Source organism: Sinomicrobium endophyticum, from assembly GCF_052983315.1.
The window spans coordinates 1-25787 of sequence record NZ_JBRKIS010000043.1 but is presented as its reverse complement, the minus strand read 5'-3'; the positions used below and the strand labels follow the sequence as shown (position 1 = coordinate 25787).

Annotated in this window: 27 protein-coding genes and 2 tRNA genes; 16 read left to right on the top strand and 13 right to left on the bottom strand. The window is 43.6% G+C overall.

Translation table 11 applies throughout. The features are described from left to right. Positions 1-66: 66 nt before the first annotated feature. The 10 genes from trpA to ACVBDU_RS16735 all read right to left on the bottom strand — a co-directional run bounded on the left by trpA (position 67) and on the right by ACVBDU_RS16735 (position 8752). Positions 67-834: a tryptophan synthase subunit alpha gene (gene trpA / locus ACVBDU_RS16780; RefSeq protein WP_447180879.1), complete on the bottom strand. Its 768-nt coding sequence runs from the start codon at positions 832-834 to the stop codon at positions 67-69. Positions 835-872: 38 nt separating this feature from the next. Beyond that, a complete protein-coding gene (gene trpB / locus ACVBDU_RS16775; protein ID WP_447180878.1) occupies positions 873-2105 on the bottom strand; it encodes a tryptophan synthase subunit beta in 1233 nt (410 codons plus the stop codon). Beyond that, on the bottom strand, positions 2090-2773 hold the full coding sequence (locus ACVBDU_RS16770) for a phosphoribosylanthranilate isomerase (RefSeq protein ID WP_447180877.1): 684 nt from the start codon (positions 2771-2773) through the stop codon (positions 2090-2092). Before ACVBDU_RS16770 ends, trpB begins: the two co-directional genes overlap by 16 nt. Then, positions 2774-3562: an indole-3-glycerol phosphate synthase TrpC gene (trpC, locus tag ACVBDU_RS16765; RefSeq protein ID WP_447180876.1), complete on the bottom strand. Its 789-nt coding sequence runs from the start codon at positions 3560-3562 to the stop codon at positions 2774-2776. Between the two features lie 47 nt (positions 3563-3609). Continuing rightward, entirely contained in the window at positions 3610-4602 is a 993-nt protein-coding gene (gene trpD / locus ACVBDU_RS16760) for an anthranilate phosphoribosyltransferase (protein WP_447180875.1), read from the bottom strand. 100 nt (positions 4603-4702) lie between these two features. Further along, positions 4703-5281: an anthranilate synthase component II gene (locus ACVBDU_RS16755; RefSeq protein ID WP_447180874.1), complete on the bottom strand. Its 579-nt coding sequence runs from the start codon at positions 5279-5281 to the stop codon at positions 4703-4705. Positions 5282-5311: 30 nt separating this feature from the next. Further along, positions 5312-6706 carry an anthranilate synthase component I family protein gene (locus tag ACVBDU_RS16750; protein WP_447180873.1) on the bottom strand — a complete coding sequence of 465 codons (1395 nt, stop codon included), beginning with the start codon at positions 6704-6706 and terminating at the stop codon, positions 5312-5314. A gap of 311 nt (positions 6707-7017) precedes the next feature. Beyond that, on the bottom strand, positions 7018-7596 hold the full coding sequence (locus ACVBDU_RS16745) for a YceI family protein (RefSeq protein WP_447180872.1): 579 nt from the start codon (positions 7594-7596) through the stop codon (positions 7018-7020). A 40-nt stretch (positions 7597-7636) separates the two neighbouring features. Beyond that, a complete protein-coding gene (locus ACVBDU_RS16740) occupies positions 7637-8269 on the bottom strand; it encodes an NAD(P)H-dependent oxidoreductase (RefSeq protein WP_447180871.1) in 633 nt (210 codons plus the stop codon). 33 nt (positions 8270-8302) lie between these two features. Then, complete coding sequence (locus ACVBDU_RS16735) at positions 8303-8752, bottom strand: MarR family winged helix-turn-helix transcriptional regulator (RefSeq protein WP_447180870.1); 450 nt, start codon at positions 8750-8752, stop codon at positions 8303-8305. Between the two features lie 268 nt (positions 8753-9020). Between ACVBDU_RS16735 and ACVBDU_RS16730 the strand changes: the two genes are divergently transcribed. The 3 genes from ACVBDU_RS16730 (at position 9021) to ACVBDU_RS16720 (ending at position 10635) form a co-directional block, all read left to right on the top strand. Beyond that, the gene (locus ACVBDU_RS16730) at positions 9021-9584 is read left to right on the top strand and encodes a TlpA family protein disulfide reductase (protein WP_447180869.1); all 564 of its coding nucleotides are present in this window, start codon (positions 9021-9023) and stop codon (positions 9582-9584) included. Beyond that, positions 9581-10195 carry a thioredoxin family protein gene (locus ACVBDU_RS16725; RefSeq protein WP_447180868.1) on the top strand — a complete coding sequence of 205 codons (615 nt, stop codon included), beginning with the start codon at positions 9581-9583 and terminating at the stop codon, positions 10193-10195. Before ACVBDU_RS16730 ends, ACVBDU_RS16725 begins: the two co-directional genes overlap by 4 nt. A gap of 128 nt (positions 10196-10323) precedes the next feature. Then, complete coding sequence (locus tag ACVBDU_RS16720; RefSeq protein WP_447180867.1) at positions 10324-10635, top strand: rhodanese-like domain-containing protein; 312 nt, start codon at positions 10324-10326, stop codon at positions 10633-10635. 46 nt (positions 10636-10681) lie between these two features. Here ACVBDU_RS16720 and creD read toward each other — a convergent pair whose 3' ends face one another. From creD to ACVBDU_RS16705, 3 genes are read right to left on the bottom strand one after another with little or no spacing between them, the layout of a single operon-like run. Continuing rightward, positions 10682-12058, bottom strand: coding sequence for a cell envelope integrity protein CreD (creD, locus tag ACVBDU_RS16715; protein WP_447180866.1), 1377 nt, complete (start codon positions 12056-12058; stop codon positions 10682-10684). Positions 12059-12111: 53 nt separating this feature from the next. After that, positions 12112-12408 (bottom strand): winged helix-turn-helix domain-containing protein, encoded by a 297-nt coding sequence (locus ACVBDU_RS16710; protein ID WP_447180865.1) that lies wholly within the window; start codon positions 12406-12408, stop codon positions 12112-12114. A gap of 3 nt (positions 12409-12411) precedes the next feature. Next, a complete protein-coding gene (locus ACVBDU_RS16705; RefSeq protein WP_447180864.1) occupies positions 12412-13020 on the bottom strand; it encodes a hypothetical protein in 609 nt (202 codons plus the stop codon). Between the two features lie 190 nt (positions 13021-13210). On the opposite strand from ACVBDU_RS16705, the gene ACVBDU_RS16700 reads away from it, so the two are divergent. The 13 genes from ACVBDU_RS16700 (at position 13211) to ACVBDU_RS16640 (ending at position 25650) form a co-directional block, all read left to right on the top strand. Continuing rightward, positions 13211-14485, top strand: coding sequence for a DUF2851 family protein (locus ACVBDU_RS16700; RefSeq protein WP_447180863.1), 1275 nt, complete (start codon positions 13211-13213; stop codon positions 14483-14485). 142 nt (positions 14486-14627) lie between these two features. After that, a complete protein-coding gene (locus tag ACVBDU_RS16695) occupies positions 14628-14855 on the top strand; it encodes a PspC domain-containing protein (RefSeq protein ID WP_123216352.1) in 228 nt (75 codons plus the stop codon). Positions 14856-15273: 418 nt separating this feature from the next. Further along, positions 15274-17097: an amino acid carrier protein gene (locus ACVBDU_RS16690; RefSeq protein WP_447180862.1), complete on the top strand. Its 1824-nt coding sequence runs from the start codon at positions 15274-15276 to the stop codon at positions 17095-17097. A gap of 16 nt (positions 17098-17113) precedes the next feature. Continuing rightward, on the top strand, positions 17114-18787 hold the full coding sequence (locus ACVBDU_RS16685) for a sodium-dependent transporter (RefSeq protein ID WP_447180861.1): 1674 nt from the start codon (positions 17114-17116) through the stop codon (positions 18785-18787). Next, on the top strand, positions 18784-18936 hold the full coding sequence (locus ACVBDU_RS16680) for a hypothetical protein (protein WP_447180860.1): 153 nt from the start codon (positions 18784-18786) through the stop codon (positions 18934-18936). The genes ACVBDU_RS16685 and ACVBDU_RS16680 overlap by 4 nt, the downstream gene beginning before the upstream one ends. Before the next feature lie 25 nt (positions 18937-18961). Further along, positions 18962-19828, top strand: coding sequence for a ComEA family DNA-binding protein (locus tag ACVBDU_RS16675; RefSeq protein ID WP_447180859.1), 867 nt, complete (start codon positions 18962-18964; stop codon positions 19826-19828). Positions 19829-20133: 305 nt separating this feature from the next. Beyond that, positions 20134-21273, top strand: coding sequence for an acyl-CoA dehydrogenase family protein (locus tag ACVBDU_RS16670; protein WP_447181206.1), 1140 nt, complete (start codon positions 20134-20136; stop codon positions 21271-21273). Positions 21274-21452: 179 nt separating this feature from the next. Then, positions 21453-22859, top strand: coding sequence for an alpha-amylase (locus ACVBDU_RS16665; RefSeq protein ID WP_447180858.1), 1407 nt, complete (start codon positions 21453-21455; stop codon positions 22857-22859). A 478-nt stretch (positions 22860-23337) separates the two neighbouring features. Then, the gene (gene rpsU / locus ACVBDU_RS16660) at positions 23338-23532 is read left to right on the top strand and encodes a 30S ribosomal protein S21 (RefSeq protein ID WP_123216355.1); all 195 of its coding nucleotides are present in this window, start codon (positions 23338-23340) and stop codon (positions 23530-23532) included. Between the two features lie 190 nt (positions 23533-23722). Beyond that, positions 23723-24613 carry a tyrosine-type recombinase/integrase gene (locus ACVBDU_RS16655; protein WP_447180857.1) on the top strand — a complete coding sequence of 297 codons (891 nt, stop codon included), beginning with the start codon at positions 23723-23725 and terminating at the stop codon, positions 24611-24613. Positions 24614-24811: 198 nt separating this feature from the next. Next, positions 24812-25114: a ribosome hibernation-promoting factor, HPF/YfiA family gene (gene hpf, locus ACVBDU_RS16650; protein WP_447180856.1), complete on the top strand. Its 303-nt coding sequence runs from the start codon at positions 24812-24814 to the stop codon at positions 25112-25114. A gap of 232 nt (positions 25115-25346) precedes the next feature. Then, a tRNA-Tyr gene (locus ACVBDU_RS16645) sits at positions 25347-25429 on the top strand. Between the two features lie 148 nt (positions 25430-25577). Beyond that, positions 25578-25650: transfer RNA gene (locus tag ACVBDU_RS16640), tRNA-Gly, on the top strand. Positions 25651-25787 lie beyond the last annotated feature (137 nt).

The window sequence follows — 25787 nt, the reverse complement described above, 5'->3', positions numbered from 1 at the left end:
TTGGTTAAACTTTGCCACAAGTTACTAAATTATGATTAAACGGCTGGTTTGCCCTGCTTCGATTTGCTACCGGATAGAATTTACAAATTCCGCAATATGGTCTTTTCCCTTGTCATTCAGGAATTTTATAAATGCGGAACCGATAATTGCTCCTTTGGCCAGTTTGGTAGCAGTCCGGAATGTCTCTTCATTGCTGATACCAAAACCTACGATCTGCGGGTTTTTTAACCGGAGGTTGTGAATGCGTTCGAAATACTGCTTCTGGATATCCCCGAAAGTATTCTTTGCCCCGGTTACACTCGCAGAACTCACCATATAGATAAAGCCTTCCGAAACCGAATCGATAAAACGAATACGTTCATCCGGGGTTTGTGGAGTAATGAGGAATACATTGGCCAGGCCATACTTTTCAAACAACCCTTTGTATTCTTCTTCATAGACGTCTACCGGAAGATCGGGAATGATCAGTCCGTCTATCCCTATTTCCGCACATTTCGAACAGAAATTTTCTACCCCGTATTGCATTATAGGATTGAAGTATCCCATGATAATAAGGGGGATGTGCACGGTTTCCCGAATACCTTCCAGTTGTTCGAAAAGCCTGGCTGTGGTCATACCGTTTTTCAGTGCTTTGGTGGAGCTTTCCTGTATTGTGGGGCCGTCGGCAAGCGGATCGCTGAAAGGGAGACCTATTTCTATCATGTCCACTCCGCTTTCCTGAAGATTTTTTATAATGGGGACGGTATCTTCAACACCGGGATAACCCGCGGTAAAATATATGGACAGGACTTTTTTATCTTCCCGTAGTTTTTGATGTATCCTGTTTGTCGTCATGTTTTTTCTGATTAGTTATCTGCATTTTTAAAAGGGACTTATAAACCGAAATGGTCGATATAAGTATTGAGATCTTTGTCTCCTCTTCCGGACAGGGCTACCACCACCACATCGTCTTTCCCGAATTTTGTGTTTTCGAAAATGGCAAGAGCGTGACTGGATTCTATGGCAGGGATTATACCTTCCAGTTTGCATAATTCCATTCCGGCCTTCATGGCTTCATCGTCGGTGACGGATTTAAAGGTTGCTCTTCCCGAAGTGTAAAGGTGTGAATGCATAGGCCCTACGCCCGGGTAGTCCAGTCCGGCGGAAATGGAGTAGGGTTCTGTAATTTGCCCGTCATCGGTCTGCATGAGCAGGGTTTTGCACCCGTGAATAATTCCTTTGTGCCCTAAAACGGAAGTTGCGGCACTTTCGCCGGAATCGACACCCTTACCGGCAGCTTCCACAGCAATAATACCTACTTCTTCTTCGTCCAGGAAATGGTAAAAAGTACCGGCAGCGTTACTGCCGCCTCCAATACAGGCCACCACATAATCCGGATTTTCCCGTCCTTCTTTTTCCTTAAGCTGTGTTTTGATCTCTTCGGAAATAATACTTTGAAAACGGGTTACCATATCCGGGTACGGATGCGGACCTATGGCCGATCCTATAATATAATGTGTGTCTACCGGGTTGTTTATCCAGTCGCGGATAGCTTCGTTGGTGGCATCTTTCAGGGTGCGGCTTCCGGAAAGTGCGGGGCGTACTTCGGCCCCGAGCATTTTCATACGGGCTACATTCGGTGCCTGGCGCGCGATGTCTATTTCGCCCATATACACTATACATTCCATACCTGTAAGGGCGCATACGGTAGCTGTTGCAACCCCGTGTTGTCCGGCCCCGGTCTCTGCGATGATCCTGGTTTTGCCGAGACGTCTGGCCATTAATATCTGGCCTATGGTATTGTTGATCTTATGAGCCCCGGTGTGATTGAGGTCTTCCCGTTTCAGGTAAATCCTGGTGCCGTATTTTTCAGACATCCGTTTGGCGAAATAAAGGGGAGAAGGGCGTCCTACGTAATCCTTCAGAAGCTGGTTAAACTCTTCCTTAAATGAAGGGTCACTCATTACTTCCAGGTACTCTTGGCGGAGTTGCTCTACGTTGGGATAGAGCATTTCCGGGATAAATGCCCCGCCGAATTCACCATAATAGCCCCTCTCACTTACATGATAAGAGCCCGAACCTGCGGTTCCCCCGATGGGAGAAGAAGTTGTTACTGGTGTTGACATAGTATTTTCGATTTAAATTCTTTTAATTTTTCCGTGTTTTTGTATCCGGGTTCCGTTTCAAACCTGCTGTTCACATCAATAGCATGACAGAGGGAAGATACCCTACGATATTCCGGATTATTGAGGAAATCCAGGATTTTATGCACTTCTTCCAGGCCTATTCCGCCACTCAGAAAATATGGTTTTCCGGACGGATAATCTTTGAGAAGTCTCCAGTCAAACGTATAACCATTTCCTCCCGGCTGTTTTCCCTTGGTGTCGAAAAGGAAATAATCTGCCGTGCTCTCAAAAGGAAGGAGTTGTCCGAAATCGAATTCATCCTTTACGGAAAACACTTTGATGATTTCCATACCGGGTAGAGCATGCCGGAGTTCCCCGCAAAATTCTGCCGGTTCCCCGCCGTGTAATTGCACTGCCTGTAAATGATATTGATTGACTTTTCCGATAATTTCCGCAACGGAAGAGTTTACAAACACCCCGGTTTTTCGTATTTCTGCCGGAAGATCCGGTATTTCCCCTTTAAAATACCGGGGAGATTTATCGTAAAAGATAAACCCCAGGTAATCGGGATGCAGGGTTGCAACCGCCCGGATATTTTCCGGGTGTTTCATGCCGCAAACCTTTAGTTTCGGAATGTTGTAACCGGTATGTTGAAGGTTTTCTGCCATTTAGTTTTTCAGTTTTCCGATAAATGCTTCCGCACTTTGTCCCGGGTTTTCGGTTTTCATAAAGTTTTCTCCTACCAGGAAACCTTTATAGCCGAATTGTTGCAGGTCTTTAATCGTTTCCGGGTCGCTGATACCACTCTCGGATACTTTTACGAAATCATCGGGAATAATGCCGGAGAGTTGTTTGCTGGTATCGATACTTACTTCAAAGGTTTTCAGGTTGCGGTTATTCACACCGAGCATATCCAGGCTGGGCATGAGCGATTTGTGCAACTCTTCTTCATTGTGTACTTCGAGGAGAACGTCCAGGCTCAGGCTTTTGGCAAATTCGGAGAGGTTTTTTATTTCATTTCGAGATAACACTGCTGCAATGAGGAGTATGACATCCGCCCCGTGTGCTTTGGCTTCGAGAAGCTGATATTCGTCGATGATGAATTCCTTACGGAGCAGGGGGAATTTTGCAACGGCCCTGGCCTGTAATAAATCCTCCAGAGAACCCCCGAAATACTTGCCGTCGGTGAGTACCGACATACCGCAGGCGCCTGCCTTTTCGTATCCGCTGGCCACATCGGCAACACTCAGGCTTTGATTAATGACAGACCGGGAAGGGGAACGTCTTTTATGTTCGGCTATAATACCCGTGTTACTGTTTTTCAGATTGTATGCCAGGGAAACCGTATCGCGATCAAAGAGTGCGGAAGATTCCAGTTGGGAAACCGGAACAACACTTTTTTTAAGCGCGACCTCTTTGCGCTTATCGGCTATTATCTTGTCTAAAATGTTAGACATGTGATTGTGTTTTAGATGTTAATTAATATTTTTTGCACAGAAAATCGTCACCGACTGATCTCCTGTAATTTCTTAAGAGCGTTTAGTGCTTTACCGGAGGACAGGCTTTCTTTGGCTATTTCAAATCCTTCTTTCGGTTGCAGGTTATTTACGGTGGCGATGGCCATTCCCGCATTGGCACATACGACATTGTTTTGGGCTTCTGTTCCTTTTCCGCTTATGACATTCATAAAAATGGCAGCGGAGTCTTCTATGGTTTCCCCACCCTTGATAGCTTCCGGGGCCAATAGTTCCGTACCGAAATCGGCCGGGATCAGCATTTGTTCCGATTGGTTGCGAATAGCTTTTGCCGGACCGGTAAGGGAAAGCTCGTCATAGCCGTCGAGGGCGTGGAGTATGGTATAATTTTTATCTGTGTTCTGATAAAGATATCCGTACATACGGGCCAGCTCCAGGTTAAATACGCCTACCATCTGGTTTTTCGGAAAGGCCGGGTTTACCATTGGTCCCAGCATATTGAAAAAGGTTTTTACCGCAAGTTCTTTTCGGATAGGGCCTACGTTTTTCATGGCAGGGTGGAACAGGGGAGCATGTAATACGCATATATTCGCTTCCCCGATAGACCGTTTCAGGAAGTCCGGATCATTGGAAAATTTAATCCCCAGAAACTCCATCACATTGCTGGAGCCACATTTGGAGGAAACCCCGTAGTTACCGTGCTTTGTAACGGGGATCCCGGCACCCGCGGTTATAAATGATGCCAGCGTGGAAATATTGAAAGTGTCTTTACCATCGCCCCCGGTACCGCAGAGATCAATGGCTTCGTAACCGTTAAGATCAACTGCAATACAAAGGTCGAGAAGGGCGTCGCGGAAGCCTTCCAGTTCTTCAACGGTGATGCTCCGCATCATATATACGGTGAGGAAAGCGGCGATCTGGCTGGTGTTGTACGATCCTTTGGAAATATTGACCAGGACGTTCCTGGCCTCCTCCTTGGAGATGGTTTCGTGGTTTATAAGCCTGTTGAGTATTTCTTTCATTTTGAAAGTTTTTTAGTTGAGGCGTACAAGCCGCCTTTGCGTTAGTTGAGGTGTACGGCTGTACACCTTACGTGTTAGTTAAGGGAAGCAAAGCTTCTTTTTATGGGGTTGATTTCAGCCAGTTTTTGAGTATCCTTTTTCCGTCCGGAGTGAGTACCGATTCGGGGTGGTACTGTACGCCTTTTACGTCATATTCCCGGTGGCGAAGAGACATTACCTGTCCGTTTTCATCAAAAGATGTAGCTTCGAGCGATGCGGGAAGCTCGGGGTCTACGACCCAGGAGTGGTAACGCCCTACTTCAATTTCCTGTTCCAGACCTTCGAAGAGCGGCTCGTCCTTAACGATTATTTTTACCTTAGTGGCCACACCGTGGTATACTTTGTCCAGGTTGATGATCTTTCCGCCGAACACTTCGCCTATGGCCTGTTGTCCGAGACATACACCCAGGATACTTTTGGTAGGGGCATATTTTTTTATGATAGCCTTTAAGAGTCCGGCTTCATCTGGAATTCCGGGCCCGGGAGAGAGCAGTATTTTGTCAAATGCTGCCGCTTCTTCCAGTTCGAGCTGGTCGTTTCGCTTTACGGTAACTTCGCAGCCCAGGTCTTCGAGGTAGTGCACGAGGTTATATGTAAAACTGTCGTAATTATCTATAACCAGTATTTTTTGTGTTTTCATCGGTTTTGTATTCTTATTAATAAGTCCGGGTTAAATACTTTCGGCCAGGTCCATGGCTTTATTGAGTGCTCCGAGTTTGTTATATACCTCCTGTAACTCACTTTCGGCAATGGATTCGGATACCACTCCGGCACCGGCCTGGTAATGCAACCGGTGGTTCTTGCTGAGAAAAGTCCGTATCATTATGGCATGGTTGAAATTCCCTTCAAAATCCATAAAACCTATGGCACCCCCGTAAAAATTTCGGTTGCAGTTCTCATACTTGTCTATGAGTTGCATGGCCATGTGTTTGGGTGCCCCGCTGAGGGTTCCTGCCGGAAAGGTATCGGCAACTACCTGCATGGTCGATGCGTGTTCGTGTAATTTTCCGGTGACTTTGGATACCAGGTGAATTACATGAGAAAAGAACTGTACTTCCCGGTATGTCTCTACCCGGACTTCGTGGCCGTGCCTGCTGAGGTCGTTCCTCGCCAGATCGACGAGCATAACGTGTTCGGCATTTTCTTTGGCATCTTCGGCAAGTTGTCTGGCCAGGACAGTATCCTGCTCGTCATTTCCGGTACGGCGAAAGGTGCCGGCTATGGGGTGAATTTCCGCTTTCCTGTTCTTTACCACCAGTTGGGCTTCGGGAGAGGAACCGAATATCTTAAAGTTTCCGTAATCAAAGAAAAAGAGGTAGGGGGAGGGGTTTATACTTCGGAGTGCACGATATACGTTGAATTCGTCCCCTTTAAATTCCTGGGAGAATCTTTTGGACAGTACCAGTTGAAATACATCCCCTCTGTAGCAATGCTTTTTGGCATGTTCCACACTCTTTTTATATTCTTCATCCGTTAGGTTGGAAACTGCATCACCTACTTTGGTAAAGTTGTACGTGGCGAAATTTTTGGATTGCAGTAATTGTTCTATTTCGGGAATATTGTTGGTGCCATCGGCGCTGTGACAGAAGATATAGGCTTCGTTTTTGAAGTGGTTGATGACGATAATGTTTTGATATACGGCATAATAAATATCCGGAATGTCCAGAGTTTCTTCCTTTTCCGATATCTCAATATCCTCAAAGTATCGTACACCGTCATAGGCTATATAGCCGAACAGGCCTTTGTTGATGAACTTAAAACCGTTGTCTTTGGATTTAAAGGCCCTGGCGAAATTGTGTATGGCCAGGGGTACATCGGTGCTCTGCTCTATGGGAGTCTGTGTTGTAGTCCCGTCCGGATATGATTCCGTGATGGCCCCTTTTTTTATCTCGATGCTTGCAATAGGGTTGCAGCATATATAGGAAAAGCTGTTGTTGTTCGCGTGATAATCGCTGCTTTCCAGCAACAGGCTGGCGGGATACCTGTCGCGTATTTTAAGGTAAACGCTTACCGGGGTTATGGTATCTGCGAGTATCTGTTTGTAATTTGTGGTCAGATGTATCATTATATTTTGAAATTAAAAGGTCCGGAAAACAAAAAAGGCCTGTCGTGATTGACAAGCCTTCTGTATTTTGATTTTAAAAATACTTCACAGGGGTCTAGCTCACGACGTTCTGACGTAAGTTGCTCCACCACCAGGTATTGTTTAAAATAATATGCATTTCTCTTTTATCTGGTTACAAATATAGAAAGGAAAATGAAAATTGCAAGTCGTAAAATGCTTTTATAACATTTTTTTTGTGTATCCTTAAAAAAGGGCCCCTTTTTGTAGAAGGAGCCCGGATTTTCAATTATAGCTATTTTTTCCCGGTCCGATTAGAAGTTCAGGTCCACGACGAGATCGAATTCGTCATAGATCACTTTGTCTCCTAGGTTTTGGAAGAAATTTCCCGAGTTGAACTCTATACCGTATTTGGTCCTGTCTACTTTCAATGCTCCGGTGGCCTTGTTGCCATATATGGAAAGATCAAAATTTACGGGATGCGTTTTTCCCTTAATAGTTAGATCACCGGTAACTTCATAGGCATTTTTGCCCGTAGCCTTTACTTTAGTAATCACCAGATTGGAAGTCGGATGTGTTTCCACCCCGAAAAAATCGTCGGATTTCAGATGACCATCCAGTTTGCCCCGGGAATCTCCTTCAAGATCGGTGCTGGTAAGGGAAGTCATATCTACTACGAATTGTCCCCCGGTAAGTTTATCCCCTTCGAAAACTAAAGAACCTTCTTTCAGGTTTATTACCCCTTCGTGCGACCCGGTTACTTTATAACCTTTCCAGGTAACTTTACTGGTGGTTACATCTACCTTTTTCTCTTCTTTATCCATGGTGGTAAATGCGGTGGCTCCTAAGGCCACGACCAGGGTCAATGCTGCTTTTGCAAATTTATTTTTCATGTTTTTCAGAAATTTGTTTTTTTGAATTTTGTATTGATAATTATATAGAGGTAAATAATTCTTCCGACGGTTTTCTTACTTTGGGCAGGTGCTGCATTTCATCTTCGGAAGAACGATAGCCTATAGTGGCAATGACTGTGGCATGGAGCCCTTTTTCGGTAAGTCCGAGTATTTTGTTGTATCCTTCGGCATCAAATCCTTCCATGGGACAGGCGTCTATTTTAAGTTGTGCGGCGGCGGCCAGAAAATTTCCAAGCGCTATATATGCCTGCTTGGCAGCCCAGGCGCTTTTTATCTCCTGTGGTAGTTGTACAACAGTATTGTTTATCATATCCTTGAAACCGGAGAGGTTCTCTACAGGAATGCTTCTCGTCTTACTGATGTTATTCATATAAGCTTCGGTATCCCCGGCGGTAACATCGGTCTTGCTGGCAAATACGATGAGGTGAGAAGCGTCTGTGATCTGAGGTTGTCCCCAGGATACTTCTTTCAATTGTTTACGGATTTCCGGGTCTTCTATGATAAAAACCTGGTAAGGTTGCATACCATAAGAAGAAGCCGATAAACGGATAGCTTCCTTAAGGGTGCCGAGGTCTTCGGCAGAGATTTTTGCTGACGGGTCAAATTTTTTGGTGGCGTATCTCCAGTTCAGGGATTCGATAATAGTACTCATATTAAATTCAATTATATTTAGTTCAACATTGGTTTAACTTCGCAAGGTATCGAGTATCTGGTTCAGGGTATCCAGTTGCTCTTTATCCAGCTTGTTTACAATTTCTTTTTCTGCGGTGGCAACGGCAACATTCACTTCTTCCAGCAGGTCTATGCCGTTTTGGGTTATGTGAATTTCAACTTTTCTCCGGTTTTGCGGGCACTGAACTCTTTTTACCAGGTCTTTGTCGATCAGCTTGTCTACGATACGGGTGGTATTGCTCATTTTGGCAATCATCCGTTCTTGTATGGTATACAGGTTTGCAGGCTGACCTTTTTGGCCTTTCAGTATACGCAAGACATTAAATTGTGGCATGGAAATATCAAAAGGCTTGATCGCGTCGGAGATCTTATTGCTTATTTCGTTCGCCGTATACACCAGGTTTATCACTGTCCTGGTATGGTTTTGCATATTTTGCGTTTTAATGACTTCTTCAATTTTCATTGTCCATACAACATTTGTAGGTACAAATATAAAAGTATTTTTTATTCCTGCACAAGTTTTTGTTTGGTAAAGTTTTGTTAAAACACTTGTTCGCGTACCGGTTGTTTTTATCTTTATAAAGTACAGTTCCGGGGCTAAAGTTTTAATAATTAGTGCTCAGGATTGTTAGTGATGTGCTTTTGTTGAAAAATCCCGGAATCGAAGAAAAGGCTTTTCCTGAGGAAGGCTTTACGATTTTTTTGCCGGTTCCGGATAAAAAATTATAGAGATGAAACTACATATAACCTGCGCGTTTTTTGTAATTTTGATTTCCTGTAAGACGGATGGTAGCAAGAAGGTGGAGATAGCAGAAGCAGAGACGAGTATCGGTGAACTGCCACCGAAAGATGTGGTTACGGACGGAGACCTGCAAATCCGGGTGTACGATTTTGCCGGTTTTGAACGGTTTTTACACAAAAAGGACGACAAAATATATGTGATTAATTTTTGGGCTACCTGGTGTAAACCATGTGTTGCGGAGTTGCCTTATTTCGAGCGTCTCCAAAAGGAATATGCGAATAGAGGGGTAGAGGTAGTGCTGGTGAGCCTGGATATGCCAGGGACTTTTGAAAAGAAGCTGCTTCCTTTTGTCAGTGAGAAAAAACTGGAATCCCGGGTGGTTGTGCTGGACGATCCGAAACAGAATGAGTGGATTCCAAAAGTAAATGCAGAATGGTCGGGCGCCATACCGGCTACACTAATATATAACAGGTCTAAGCGTGTGTTTTACGAATCGGCTTTGACGTACGAAGATCTGGAAAACAACCTGAAAGCTTTAAAGGATACGAAATGAAAATAATCAGAACTTTCTTATTGCTCGCCGTTGTGCTGACAATAAGTTCTTTATCGGCAAATATTCCTGTCCATGACGATGGTTACCAGATAGGAGACCTCGCAGAGGATTTTAGTCTGAAAAACGTAGATGGTAAAATGGTTTCCCTGTCCGATTACCGGGGAGCCAAAGGGTACCTGGTGATATTTACCTGTAATACCTGTCCGTATGCCCAGGCTTACGAAGACAGGATTATTGCCCTGGATAAAAAGTACAGGAAAATGGGTGTCCCGGTTATAGCTATCAATCCGAATAACCCCAAGAAATCTCCAAAAGACAGTTTTGAAGACATGCAGGTGCGTGCTACGGAGAAAAATTTTGGTTTTCCTTATTTGTTGGATGAAGGTCAGGATATTTACCCTAAGTACGGAGCTACCCGGACACCTCATGTTTTTCTGCTGGAAAAAAAGGAGGAAGGGAATGAGGTACGTTATATAGGGGCTATAGACGATAATTATCAGGATGAAGCTTCCGTAGAGACCCGTTATGTGGAAGATGCGGTGGATGCCATGCTGGGGGGAAAGGAAATCAGGATTACTACTACCAAGGCGATAGGATGTAACATTAAATAATCTTTCCGATCCTCTGTTTGCCGGTTGACAAATCGGTTGAGAACCGGAAAAGTATAAGAGGATAAATTATCCGGGACAAGTAGTTCCGGTTTTTTTGTTTTGTGTAATTTTGAAAAAAAGAAAACATTATGGCAGATTTAATTCAGGAGGAATGGGCGGAGCAACTGGGAAAAGACAAAAATGCGGTTATTCTGGATGTGCGTACCGAAGAAGAATTTGAGGAAGGATATATTCCCGATGCGGTAAATATAGACATCCGCCAGGGACAGGGTTTCATAGATGAACTGGAAAAGCTCGATAAATCCAAAACCTACTACGTGTATTGCCGTTCCGGAGCCAGAAGTGCACAGGCCTGTGCTATTATGAACCAGTTGGGCTTTGAAGATGCTCATAACCTGCTGGGAGGTATCATAGAGTGGGAAGGGGACATTACAGAATAATAAAATTATCCCGCCTTTTACCTTTGAAAAAAGGCGGGATTGGTTTTTAATTATTACCCCAGTCGATTTTCCTGGATACGAACATTACTATAGCCAGTATGAGGAACAGGCCTGCACTGCCTACCACAAGCGCATAATTTTCCAATTGTATGATAATGTATATAAAGGAATACAGCGCGGTGAGGGACAGGAATATAAACAAGGGGAAGCTTCTGGACCTCAATATGGATACGGAGTAAGCCGTGATAAGGGTAACCACCGAAATTCCCGCGATCAGGTAAGCCTTGAGGAAATTACTGTGTTCGGAAATGGAGATTAACAAAGTATAGAACATGGTCAGGGCAAGCCCTATCATCAGGTACTGGAAAGGGTGTATATTGATCTTACTCATGGTCTGGATAAGGAAAAACACCAGGAAAGTAAGGCAGATGACCATAAAGCCATATTTTGCGGATCTTTCGCTTTTTTGATACTCATCGACCGGAATCATAAAATTTACCCCGAAGGCATACGAATTTAATTGGGGGAGTTGATGAAAATACTGTTGTGAGAACGGACGATTGATGTCCAGTATTTTCCACTTCGCATCAAAACCGTTCTCGTGAACCTTGTCGTCATTATACGGTAAAAATTTCCCGAAGAAATTCGCTGTTTTCCAATCCGAAGAAACCTTTGCTTCCGTTTGCTTTCCTGTGGGAATAAAGCTTACCTGCTTGCTGCCTTTGATATCGAGTGTCATACGGAAACCGGAATGGTTTTCGGTAGGAATATCTTCCCTCTTTAACGGAGAGCTTTCAAGGGTATTGAGAGGGGGGAAGGTGGTTGCGTACATCTCATCTGTAGTATATCTGGATTTAAAACCGTAAGCATTTGCCCCGAGCCGGACCTCTACCTTGTTGCTTACCCCTTTTTGGTTGGACAGCCTGAAAATTATCCGGGCTTTTTCCCATAGCACATGTTTCTCATCGACTTCTTTTTCACTGAAATCAGGCCTGGAGAAAGAACCGGATATATCCATTTTACTTTCGTAAACACTGGTTTTGTAGATACCGTAATATTTTTCTTCCGGGTCTACTCTGGCATCAATATTCAGTGTTTCCGGAAAAAAGTAGGCATAGCTTATGCTTTCTATGGTTTCGGTGTATACCTTTTTTGTGCTTTCATCTACCACGGTTTTTTCCTGAAAAGTTTTAAAAGGTATTTCCATGACCGGGCCGTAAAGCAAAACTTCACCGCCCCATTTTTCGCTGATCTCGTTCATTACATCCTGTTTCCTTTGCGACCTTTCCCGGATCAGGTCTTTGATAAAGGAAAGGGGGATGAGTAAAACCAGTATTAAAAAACCGATCATCATCATGCGTGCGGTAATGGATGTCCGGATCCAGTTTCCGAATTTACTGTTGTTTTTTTGAGATTGTTCCATGTTTTAATTTGTTTTTAAAGTACTTTGAAATTCAAAGTTATTGAGTAAAAAAATTATTCGCTTCTGTTTATGAGTTTTTCCAGGGCGTCCAGGTGCTTTTTAAAAGCTGCTTTTCCGGATAAGGTTGCTGTGTACCTGGTGTTTGGTTTTCTTTCTATAAATTGTTTTTGTACGGTTATATATCCCGCTTGTTCCAGGGCTTTGGCATGGCTGGCCAGGTTGCCGTCGGTTACGTCCAGAAGTTCTTTCAATCCCTTGAAATCTGCATATTCGTTTACCATAAGTACGGACATTATTCCCAACCGAACACGGTGATCAAAGGCCTTATTTATGTCGTCTATAATGCTCAAAACTTAAGGCTTGTCGTATTTGTAATACATAAGGAGCCCGTATATAATGTGCATCACTCCAAAACCGGCTACCCAAAGCCAGAACCCGTACCCGGGGAGCAGGGCGCAAACAAGCCCCAGCAGGATTTCGATATATCCCAGGTACCGGATGTCCCCGATACTGTATTTGGATGCATTAACCAGGGCAAGTCCGTAGAAGATCAGCATCAATGCTGCGGTTTGTCCGTATTTCTGTTGGTCCAGTATAATGAGTATATACAATCCGCCCACAACCATAGGTATCAGGAAATTGATAATAAGTCTCCGGGAGGAGCTGTCCCAGACTTTTTCCCCGTTTTTTTTGGCTTTTCGCGTCGTCAGAAAAATGGCTGTAACAATGCTGAAGAACGCGACAAGGAACAGATCGAGGAGTACCATCCGGAAGATGTAGCCGTCCAGGATAAGATATTCTCTGGCGGATTTCGTGACCAATAGGTAGGCAGCGGCAGCGCCAATAAGAGCATATATTCCGGCCAGAATCCCGGAAAGGCCGCTGAGCGAAATAAAGCGGGAGGACTTTTGCATCAGGTCCCTGATATCGCTTATGTCTTTTAAGTATTTATTTGAATCCACTATAAAGTACTTTGAAATGCAAAGTTATTATTAAAAATGAAACGGGCAACTTTTTTTTTGAAAACATGAGATCAGGGGAACACCGCACTTCTTGTTTTTGGTGTAATTGTCTGAAATTTATATATTTATTCGTTTTTTTAATGAAAAGGTTGTTTGCGGAGAGCATAAATCATCATTTGTTTTTAGTATTATGAAAGAAGACTTTTTGCATTACCTGTGGAAATTTCAGAAGTTTCGCGGGGAAGTATTATATACATCTGCCCGGGAGAAAGTAGAAGTGCTGGCTACAGGTCATCACAACAATTTATCCGGGCCGGATTTTTTTAATGCGAAGCTGCGTGTAGACGGACAGTTATGGGCCGGAAATGTAGAGGTTCACGTTAAATCTTCGGACTGGTACGTGCATCATCATGAAAAAGACATGGCCTATGACAATGTGGTACTTCATGTGGTCTGGGAAGACGATATGCCTGTTTTCCGTAAAGATAATTCTGCTATTCCCGCAGTGGAACTAAAGCATATCGTGCCCGGGGCGGTTTATGCAAACTATGATAATCTCTTAAAGAACGGGTATAAATTTATCAATTGTGAAAAGGAAATTGGTGGCGTAGATGGTTTTTTGCGCAATAATTACCTGGAAAGACTATTCTTTGAGCGGCTGGAACGGAAGTCTGTTGCCGTTTTCCGGGACCTGGAGGATTCTAAAAACGACTGGGAAGCCGTATTTTTCCGGAATCTGATGAAGAATTTCGGGCTCAAGGTTAACGGAGATTCTTTCCGCAGTATAGCCGATTCCGTGAGTTATAGTGTTGTCCGGAAAGTCCAGGGAGACCTGTTGCAGCTGGAAGCCCTTCTTTTTGGGCAGGCAGGTTTGCTGGAAGAAAGCGAAGCTCCGGATTCGTATATGAAAGAGCTGCAAAAGGAATACATGTATCTCAGGAGGAAATTCAAGCTTGCCGGTACAGGGGTAGTCCGTCCGCGTTTTCACAGGTTGCAGCCGGCCAATTTCCCCACATTGCGGTTATCTCAACTGGCAAACCTGTATTTTACCAGAAAGACATTGTTTGCTTCTGCGATGGATGTCCGTAACGTAAAGGATTTCTATGATCTTTTTAACAGCAGGGCTTCCGGTTACTGGGAAAACCATTATACTTTCGGGAAGATATCCGGGAAACGGGCAAAACCCCTTACCGGAAGTTTCATAGATCTATTGTTGATTAACACCGTTATTCCGGTTAAGTTCTGTTATTCCCGTTATACCGGGAAAGATGTCAATGCCTTGATATTTGATATAGCCACTAATCTTAACCCGGAAACAAACCGGATTACGGATAAATATGACATATTAGGTGTGAAGGCAGAAAATGCGAAAGACAGTCAGGCCCTGCTGCAGTTGTATAATACATATTGTGCAAAAAACCGTTGCCTGGAATGCACTATAGGCCACCAGCTACTTAAACAATAAGGGGAGTGTCCGGGGGCAAACGTATCCTACGTAGAAAGTTTTCGGGTTCGATGAAAAGTTATGGAGTTTTTAAATTTTAAGATGCGTTTTCCCTGGGTGTATTTTAGGCGTGTGTGTATGATAATTGTTTATCTTAGCGTCCGTGAAAACACTGAATAACATCCGGTATTTTTTTGAAAAGCACGGTTTTGCCGTATCTTCCCGTCTTGCGGACAGACTCGGGATGAAGGCAAAAAACGTGCGGTTGTTTTTTATATATGTCTCCTTTGCCACCTTCGGTATATGGTTTGCGGTTTACCTGACCCTGGCTTTTGTGCTTAAACTCAAGGATATGGTGTACACCAAAAGGACTTCCGTATTTGATCTTTAATGCTATTACCGCATCATTTCTTTTTCAGGAAATAATCGGACTCCCTCTGTAAAATTTATACTCAGCCCCGAAAACCATCGGGATGTATCGGAATTGAATTCAAGGGTTGTTTCCTTTGAATTCCCCGTGTCGCGATACCCGCCTCAGGGATGCCCTGAGGCAGTTGGCTGTTTTTTCTGCTTTTTTGATAATTGGGATATGAAATCAGATACAAAATTTGATTTAGACCCTTTTTTTTTGGATATTGCTCCCTTTTAACGAATTACCCTCTATTTCATTAATTTGAAATAATTTTTTATAATGAACTCATTTAATATTTTAGCCCCCGATAATTGTCGGGATGGAAAAAGTTTAAACAGGTTCAGTACGTATTTAAGTATAAACACTAACTCTAATCTAAAATTTAAATATGCATTTTATGAGAAATAAATTTCTCTCTCTTCTCTTAACATTAACGTGTTTTACAGTATTTTCACAAGAACTAACCATAAAAGAAATCCTGGAAAATCCATCGAAGGTCATCAATGATGCCCGGATAGAACTTCAGGTGGAAGGAGGTCAGGAACCGTACACGTATAAGTGGAGCAATCAGTCTACGCCATTGAAGTCTAACATGGCATCGCGACTCACGGAAGGAATTCCGTATACGGTAACGGTCACAGATGCAAAGGGACTTTCTGTCACCAGAAAGTATGAAGTCCCCGCAGAATCCATAACAGAAATTTTTAACGGAACCACGCAACCTATAGTAGATGCAATTGGTTCCGTTTTGTTTTGGGACCCTTTTGCCGCGGTAGGAATGTATGACCCGGTTATTTATGATGACAGCGGAAATCCCCTCTTACACCCCAACGGTGACCCCCTTACAATTTCCGCTCCGTTCATTGTGATATGGCTTATTATAGGAGGACTTTTCTTTACACTTCGTATGAAGTTCATCAATATCCGTGGTTTTAAACATGCTATACAGCTTGCCAGAGGACATTATGACGAATCTGAGGCCCCGGGACAGGTGACACATTTCCAGGCTTTGGCTACGGCAGTGTCCGGTACGGTTGGTCTCGGTAATATTGCCGGGGTGGCCATAGCGATTGCCGTAGGAGGCCCCGGAGCGACCTTTTGGATGGTCCTTGCCGGGTTTCTGGGAATGTCTTCCAAGTTTGTAGAGTGCTCCCTTGGTGTGAAATACAGGGAAATCCATGCGGACGGAAGGGTTTTCGGAGGCCCTATGAGTTACCTGGTTAAAGGATTGAAAATCCGGGGGAAAGAAAAATTCGGAAAAGTACTGGCTGTCGTCTTTGCGGTGTTGTGTATAGGTGCTTCCTTCGGTTCGGGTAATATGTTCCAGTCCAACCAGGCTTTCGATCAGCTACAGGGACAGTTTCCGGTTCTCGAGGGCTATGGTTTCTGGTTTGGTATTATTATGGCCATACTGGTAGGAGCGGTGATCCTAGGAGGAATTAAAAGTATTGCTAAAGTTACTGAAAAGGTAGTGCCTTTTATGGCGTCCGTATATGTCTTTTTTGCCCTCGTGGTAATATTTATGCATATCAGCCATATCGGCGATGCCTTTATGGAGATATTTGACGGAGCTTTTAATCCCGGGGCTTTAAAAGGAGGGTTTATAGGGGTACTTATACAGGGGTTCCGTCGCGGAACATTCTCTAATGAAGCAGGGGTAGGGTCTGCTGCTATAGCGCACTCTGCTGCCAAAACGAAACACCCCGTTTCCGAAGGATTTGTCGCCCTGCTCGAGCCTTTTATCGATACGGTGGTGGTTTGTACTCTTACTGCCCTGGTACTTATATTTACAGGAGTTTATCAGGGAGCCGAAGGGCTCGGAGGTGCCCAGTTAACATCTGAAGCCTTTGGTAGTGTAATAAGCTGGTTCCCGTACGTACTGGCCATGGCAGTATTCCTTTTTGCCTTTTCAACAGCTATTTCGTGGTCTTACTACGGCATGCGGGCCGCCACATTTCTTTTCGGAAAAAGTAAAAGAGTGGAGTTTGTATACAAGATATTATTTCTAATGTTCGTAGTTTTGGGCGCTTCTATCAGTTTGGGTGCCGTTCTTGAGTTCTCGGACATGATGCTTCTGGCCATGGCACTCCCGAATATTATCGGATTGTATATCATGTCCGGAGAAGTTCGTGCGGACATGAAAGAATATATCCGCAAGTTGAATGCCAATGAACTTTTCAAAAAACCGAAGCCGGTGAAGGCAGCTAAGGAGGAGAGTTAATTATTATTGTTGAAGTATGACAAAAACTACAGAATCCTGGGGGTCCAGGGTCGGGCTTATTCTTGCAATGGCAGGAAATGCCGTGGGACTGGGGAATTTTTTACGTTTCCCGGTGCAGGCCGTACAAAACGGAGGAGGGGCTTTTATCATACCCTATCTGGTGTGTTTTCTTTTGATGGGGATTCCCTTGTTGTTTATAGAATGGTCTTCCGGTAGATACGGAGGGCGGTTCGGTAATCACAGTACTCCCTATATTCTCGATACGATGACCAAAGGAAGGGTACTGAAATACATAGGTGTATTCGGCATCTTTACCAATATTGCCGTAGCGGCTTATTACGCCTATATTGAGTCGTGGACCATGTCTTATGTGCTGCATTCCGTAAAAGGAACTTTTACGGGAATGGATCAGTCCGATGTGGCCAACTTCTTCCTGTCCTATACCGATGTCCTTCACAGTACAACGGGAATCCCGTATGAGGCTGTTATTTTTTACATACTCTGTCTGGCTATTAATGTATATGTCCTTTCGAAAGGGCTTGGTGGTGTGGAGAAAGTAGCTAAGATCGGGATGCCTTTGTTAATTCTTTTCGGAGTGATATTAGCCGTAAGAGGGCTTACTCTCGGAACAAGCGGGGCTTCAGAGATGTTTCCCGATGCCAATGCCTGGGACGGATTGAATTTCTTATGGACACCACAATACGAATCTATACTGGACCTTAAAGTGTGGATGGCTGCTGCCGGACAGATATTCTTTACACTTTCCGTCGGAATGGGTACTGTACACTGCTATGCGGCCTATGTGAAAAGTAAAGATGATATTGCGCTGAACTCTGTCTCCGCCGGTTTTATGAACGAATTTATCGAAGTGGTTATAGGAAGTTCCATAGTTATTCCCATAGCTGCAGGGTATCTCGGTATGGACTGGGTGATGGAAAATGCCGGTTTTGGTATGGCATTCCAGACCATGCCTTATCTCTTCCAGCAATGGGGAACATTATTCGCGGCCATTGCGGGGGTCATGTGGTTCGGGTTATTGTTCTTTTCCGGTATTACCAGTTCTCTTGCCATGGGAACACCTTGTGTGAGTTTTATGCAGGACGAATTTGGCTGGGACAGGAAAAAAGGAGCCTGGGCTTTCGGTCTGGTAACCCTTATCATGGGGCTGCCAACCGTATTTTTCTTCCAGGAAGGGGTCTTTGATGAATATGATTACTGGGCCGGGACGGTGAGTCTTGTTGTCTTTGCTATGATGGAAACCATATTGTTCTCCTGGGTATTCGGTTTGAAGAAAGGATGGAGAGAGATTAATATGGGGGCGGATATAAAAATTCCGGGTATCTATAAATACATTATTAAATTTGTGACCCCGGTGATATTAATTGTGGTTTTCCTGGGAACGGTGTTTGCCCCGAAAGGAAACGACTGGTCCGGTAATATCCGCAGTCTGTTCTCCGGAAACGGATGGACGCTGGATAACCTGTCCATAATTAAAAAGATCACCAATACCGGGCTCAGACAGCAGATCGCGGACGCGACAGACCCGGTAGAGATCCAGAGATTGCAGGAAAATCTTTCTGCGGTAAATATGGCCAGAGGATTTCTTTTGGCGCTACTGATATTTATTTTGGTATTAATTTATGTATCTTACAGGAAAAGAGTCAGAGAAGGGAGGGTAACAAGAGTATGAATATAACAGCATTAATAACCATGATACTTGCACAGGGTGTGGTAACAGCCATTGCGGGATATTTCTTTTACAAGGTTTTAGTAACACCGCCTAAACAGGAGCCGGATTCTTATTCGGAAAATGATGATGTTACTCCACGGGAGGAATAAAAGACCCGGGTAAAGATATATTGTTATGAAGATATGGTCCCACTTCCGTTTCGATAAGAAAGAGAGAAGTGGGATTTTCTTTTTGCTGTTGCTTATTCTTTTGGTGCAGGGTATATATTTCGCATCCGGATTTCTGTTTACTGCAAAAGGGCAGGAGGATGAAGAAGACGCCCTGACCGGTTTCCGTGCAAAAATGGATTCTTTGCGGGCTTTACAAGGAAAGCGGGATACCGTATATCCCTTTAACCCCAATTATCTTTCGGACCACAGGGCGTATATGCTGGGAATGAGCGTGGCTGAAATAGACAAGCTTCATGCCTTCAGGGAGACAGGTAAATTTGTGCATTCGGCTTCGGAATTTGCCGAGGTTACCGGGGTGTCCGATTCTCTGTTGCACCAAATGGCTCCTTATTTTCGGTTTCCGGATTTTGTAAAGAAACAGCAGGCAAGGAGAGCAGGCCTTTCCGAAAGACCTGTTGCGAAAAATGAAATAAAAAAAGATATAAACCGGGCTACTGCCGGAGATTTAAAAAGTATACCCGGTATCGGGGAAAAGCTTTCCGCCCGCATAGTGAAGTACAGGGACCTGCTCGGTGGTTTCTTTCTAGATGCACAGCTTTATGAAGTTTACGGGTTGGATTCCGTAACGGTGCAAAGGATAATGGGGCGGTTTGAAGTGGTGGAGTTGCCCGGAATTAAAAAACTGGATATTAATTCCGCATCCCGTAAAGACCTGGCCTCCCTGGTGTACCTGAGTTGGGAAGATGCAGGGAAGATAATAGCTTACAGGACGAAGGTCGATACGATAAAGTCGGTCGATGAACTCCGTAAAATTGAAGATTTTCCCGGGGAGAAAATTGAGAGAATTAAACTATATTTGGCAACACAATAATAAGCGGTGTGAAAATAGGAATACTGTAATAAGGAGGGGAAACGGATAAAGAAAAGCCCTGAGGTCTAGGCGTTTTTCTTCATAATTGAAATAACCGTAAGGGTGCTATCCGTCATATTATTCTCGTTATAGCGTTTAAAAAATGTAGGAGGTTGTAGGATTAACCTCCTGTTTTTTTATCTTTATTTTAGTGTTTATAGCTTGCTTTATACTTTTGAACATCATATTTTTGTTGTGTTTTGTAATTTGATTATCATATATTTAATTAAATAATTGGTTAAATGAATGTCGATATAAATACCGCGATGAACTTCGATTACCCGGAAACTCAGCAAATGGTGAAGGCCTCCGCAAGAGAGTTTGCGGAACAGTTTATAAAACCTCACGTTATGGAGTGGGATGAAAAGCAGGTGTTTCCTGTGGAATTGTTTAAAAAGGCCGGGGAGTTTGGTTTTATGGGGGTTTTGGTTCCCCAGCAGTATGGCGGATCCGGGCTCGGATACCATGAATATATAGCGGTTATTGAAGAAATATCCAGGGTAGACCCATCCATAGGATTGTCGGTAGCAGCGCATAATTCTCTCTGTACAAACCATATTCTGGAGTTCGGTAATGAGGAGCAAAAGCAAAAATGGCTTCCAAAACTGGCGACAGGTGAGTGGATTGGAGCCTGGGGGCTTACGGAGCATAACACGGGCTCGGATGCCGGAGGGATGAGTACTACTGCGGTGAAAGAAGGGAATGAATGGGTGCTGAACGGGGCTAAAAACTTTATCACCCACGGGAAAAGCGGGGATGTAGCTGTGGTAATAGTCCGTACAGGAGAAAAAGGAGATTCCAGGGGAATGACCGCTTTTGTTGTGGAAAAAGGAACACCCGGGTTCAGTAGTGGGAAAAAAGAAGATAAACTGGGGATGCGGGCCAGTGAAACTGCTGAACTGGTTTTTGATAATTGCAGGCTCTCCGATGCTAACAGGCTGGGAAATGTAGGGGAAGGTTTTGTACAATCTATGAAAGTACTGGATGGCGGACGGATATCCATAGGAGCATTGTCCCTGGGTATAGCGAAAGGTGCTTATGAAGCTGCATTGAAATATTCGAAAGAAAGAGTGCAATTCGGAAAGGCGATCTGTGAATTTCAGGGAATTTCCTTTAAACTGGTAGATATGGCTACGGAAATAGAAGTTTCGGAACTTTTACTGCACAAAGCTGCCTTCGGTAAGAATGCAGGAAGAGATATAACCAAGATCAGTGCTATGGCAAAAATGTACGCATCCGAAGCTTGTGTGAAAATTGCTAATGAAGCGGTTCAGGTACATGGAGGCTATGGGTATACCAAAGATTTCCCGGTGGAGAAGTTTTACAGGGATTCCAAGTTGTGTACCATCGGGGAAGGTACCACTGAAATACAGAAAGTGGTTATTTCCAGGCAAATCCTGAAATAAGGAATAGCTGTTCATGATAAAAGTATATGTAAAAGCCGGCTGAATTGCCGGCTTTTTTTATTGGAAGTGTGTTTTTGAAAAAGTTTTCAACACGAAAACGTTTTCATTTTTGATCGGTGTTTTTGATGCAAGTGTTTTTTGTAGATTTATCAGTAATCAACGCATAAAACACTTGAAATATGAAAATTCTACCAAAAAAATTAACAATTCTAAAATACCGGATTACTTCTCTTGCTTTGACTGTTGTTCTTTCCGGCTGTACACCGGACCCGGATATCTCGGAAGGTAAGGAAAAAAGTCAGGGACCGGAAGCGCATTATGTGGCGTCTTCCCGTGAAGGGCTTAAGGTAATGGGGTCCGGTGTAATGATGCAGGCTTTTTACTGGGATGTTCCGGAGGGCGGTACCTGGTGGAATAATGTGAAAGGTAAGGTGGCAGACTGGAGTAATGCCGGTATAGATGCCATATGGTTACCGCCGGTTTCCAAGGCCCATAACGGAGCGTATTCCATGGGGTATGATCCTTTCGATTATTTTGATTTCGGGCAATACGATCAGATGGGAAGTGTGGAGACCAGGTTCGGATCGGCTTCCGAATTAACCAGCCTTGTGGGTGAAGCACATCAGAATGGTTTGAGTGTAATAGCCGATATTGTGATTAACCACAACAGTGGTGGAGATGCGGAGGATAATATTTTTACGGGAGGTCAGACATATACGGATTACAATCCTGCTTCGGGAATGTTTTACCGGGATATGTACGATTTTCATCCCAATGATTATCATTCCGGCGACAGCGGGACTTTCGGAGGTTTTGCCGATTTGTGTCATCACAAGGAAAATGTTCAGAACTGGCTGTGGAAAGGTGCGAATTCCGTAGCGAAGTACTACAAGGACCAGGTAGGTTTTGATGGTTGGAGATTCGATTATGTAAAGGGCTTTGAGCCCTGGGTGGTAAAAGCGTGGACGGATGAAGTAGGTGGCTTTTCCGTTGGAGAATACTGGGATGGTAATGCGGCTACGCTGGACTGGTGGACGGGGGAAGCCGGAGCCAGTGCTTTTGATTTTGCCTGCTACTACAGGATGCGGGATGCTTTTGAAGGAAATGACCTTACCAGGCTGAATGACGATATGTTATGGAAGCGGAATGCGATGCGGTCCGTTACTTTTGTGACGAACCATGATACGGATGAGATCTATAATGGTAAAATGCTGGCTTATGCCTACATACTCACACACGAAGGGTATCCTACTGTTTTTTACAGGGATTATGAAGAATGGCTGGATAAAAACAAGTTGAACAATCTCATATGGATACATAATAACCTCGCAGGCGGAAGCACGGATATCCTGTACTGTGATAATGACGAATATATAGCCCGGAGAAACGGGTATAACAACCAGGGAATTATAGTCTATATAAATAACTCAAGCTCCCGCCAGGAAAAATGGGTGGATACCAACTGGGCGAATTCTGCCATAAAGGATTATACGGGGCATTCCGGTTGGGAACCTGTTACGGAAGCGGACAAAAGGGTTAAAATAGAAGCGCCCTCAAAGGGGTATTCTGTGTGGTCGGTGAAATAAATCTGTTTAAAGAAATGTGCGGTTTTTGGAATGGGAAAAATGAATAAAGTGAAAAAGGCCAGGGTAAACGCATTATATAAGAGAGGAGCAGTAATTAGTAATCCGTAAGCGGTAACATTGTTACAGTTCGGGGTTGAAGAGTCCCGATATATCGGGATGGAAGTTGGAGGTATTATTTCTTTGTTGCAGGTTACAGGTTACAAGTTACAGGTTTGGGCATGCCAGTTGCCGGTTTTCCGATCGCCGGTATTTATATTTCACCTCTAACCTGCCCCTTTCCTGAGTTTATCAAAGGGCTTGGGGAGCTATAAATATGCAACCTGTAACTTGTAACCTGGAATTTTAGACCTGGAACCATTAAACGTTGCAGTTATAGTTTTTTTAATGCGTTTGCCCTGTGAAAAAGATAAAATAATTTGGAAATATGAACTTTAATGTTGTAAGTTTGCAGTCTTAAATGAAAGGGGGTGGTAAAGATATGTTAATAATTCCGATTAAAGAAGGCGAAAATATAGACAGAGCGCTGAAGCGTTTCAAGAGAAAATTTGACCGTACAGGGACTATGCGTCAGCTGCGTACCAGGCAACAATTCACTAAACCTTCAGTGAAAAAGAGGACTCAAATTCAGAAAGCACAATACATTCAGCATTTGAGAGATCAGGAAGATATCTAGGTCCTGATTGCTCTTTAGTAAAATATAAATCTCCTGTGTTTTAAATACGGGAGATTTTTTTATGGCCTTTTTTATAGTTTGATCTTTCTCTTCCGTCTGTATGTCCTGCAGGTTTTATTTTGCTTAGCCCTTACCTTTTTTTTCTGTCCTTTTAAAGTTTGCTAACTTTGTCTTTCAAAAGGCTTTTAATATGTCTGTTTCGTCATTTCTGGAATACCTGCGTTTTGAAAAAAAATATTCGAAACATACGGTTAGTGCTTACGAAAGGGATTTGCGTTTCTTTTCGGATTTTTGTGCTTTCGAATATGACGTTTCCGATATTGGGGGAGTTTCCTATTCTGTAATACGAAGCTGGATCGTGAAAATGGTGGACGAAGGAATTTCTAACCGGTCCATAAACCGAAAAATAGCTTCTCTGAATGCGTATTACCGGTTCCTTATTAAGGTGAAGGCTATTGAAGTGAATCCTCTGACCGGGCACAAGTCGCTCAAAACCCCGAAAAAAATAGAAGTTCCTTTTTCGGAAGAGGAGATGTGGGCGGTGCTCCGGGAAATATCGTACGAAGATAATTTTGAAGGGTATCGGGATAGGTGTATCATAGAGTTGTTCTATGCTACCGGGATGCGGAGAAACGAACTGATAAACCTGAAAGTCGGAGATATCGATTTTGCCGCCCGGACGATAAGAATTCTGGGAAAGCGGAACAAGGAGAGGGTTGTGCCTTTGCTCGCGCACCTGGAGGTTGTTCTCGGGGAATATCTGGAAAAGAGAAGAGAGGTGGTTACTGCAGCTTCGGAGGATATCTTAATTTTGGTTAAAAACGGAAATAAAATCTATGAAACTCTTGTGTATCGGGTAATAAATCATTATTTTAGTAAGGTGTCTTTTAAGGTCAAAAAGAGTCCGCATATTTTGAGGCATACTTTTGCGACTCATATACTGAACAAAGGTGCAGATTTAAATTCGGTAAAAGAGTTATTAGGGCATTCCAGTCTCGCTTCCACACAGGTATACACACACAATAGCATAGCGCAGTTGAAAAAGGTGTACGGGGAGGCGCATCCGAGGAATAAAAAATAGATATTTTGCCGGAGTCAATTAATGTTTAACCCAGAAAGCACTTGTATTTTATCCGGTACAACAAACCAGAGCTCTTACTGTGATCTTCTTTTTTCGAGGTGAGTTTGTCCGGTGCAGGGCTGCTTGCCTGGGGTGGTGGAATCAGTGAGGGTTTGTAGCTACAGGATAAGTGGAAGTGGTTTCGAAATACCCAATGCAATGAGAGTAAACATGCAATCAGTGAATTTTACGGCAGATGAAAAACTGGTAAATTTCATTCAAAAGAGGATGGACAAGTTGGATAACTATTACGACAAGATCGTATCGTCGGATGTCTATTTGAAAGTGGAAAATACCAGTGCAAAGGAGAATAAGATCGTGGAAGTTAAGGTCCACGTGCCGGGCGATGAATTTATCGTTAAAAAACAATGTAAAACGTTCGAAGAAGGAGTGGACACCGCTATTGGATCTTTAGAGCGTGTGTTGCTGAAACGCAAGGAAAAGCTGAGGGCACATATATAAGAAAAAATTAAGCAAAAATGTTTTGAATAAAAAAATAAATATATACATTTGCAGTCCGTTAGAAATAGCGGACTTTTTTTATGGTTTAAATCCGGCGAAATACGACTTTAGAATTAGGTGGTGAAAAGTCCGAAAGGAGTGAGGTGAATTTTTCGAGAGTCCTTTTGTTAAAGGAGTTTGTGTAAAATGAATATGCTTCGGAAACTGTAAGAATTTAAAATAAGGAGCAAGAGGGGAGATACTCAAGCGGCCAACGAGGACAGACTGTAAATCTGTTGGTTTTTACCTTCGCAGGTTCGAATCCTGCTCTCCCCACGATGATTTTTGAATAAGCTGATGTTGAAAGTGTAGGGCTTTTATAGAGTAGCTTTTAGGGAATTGCAGTAAGGGGTTGCCCTTGCCGATCGCCGAGAGGTGATTCTTTTGTTCTGTGAAAGAATGGATTTTTGGAATTTATTAAAATGCGGGAGTAGCTCAGTTGGTAGAGCGTCAGCCTTCCAAGCTGAATGTCGCGAGTTCGAACCTCGTCTCCCGCTCTTTGAAAAAGCAAGTAATTTGCGTTGAAGTAAATGGTTTGCTTGAAAAGCGAGAGAGGTGAGAAGTTTATGCTGAGCGTAGTCGAAGCAAACCTCGTCTCCCGCTCTTTGAAAAAGCAAGTAATTTGCGTTGAAGT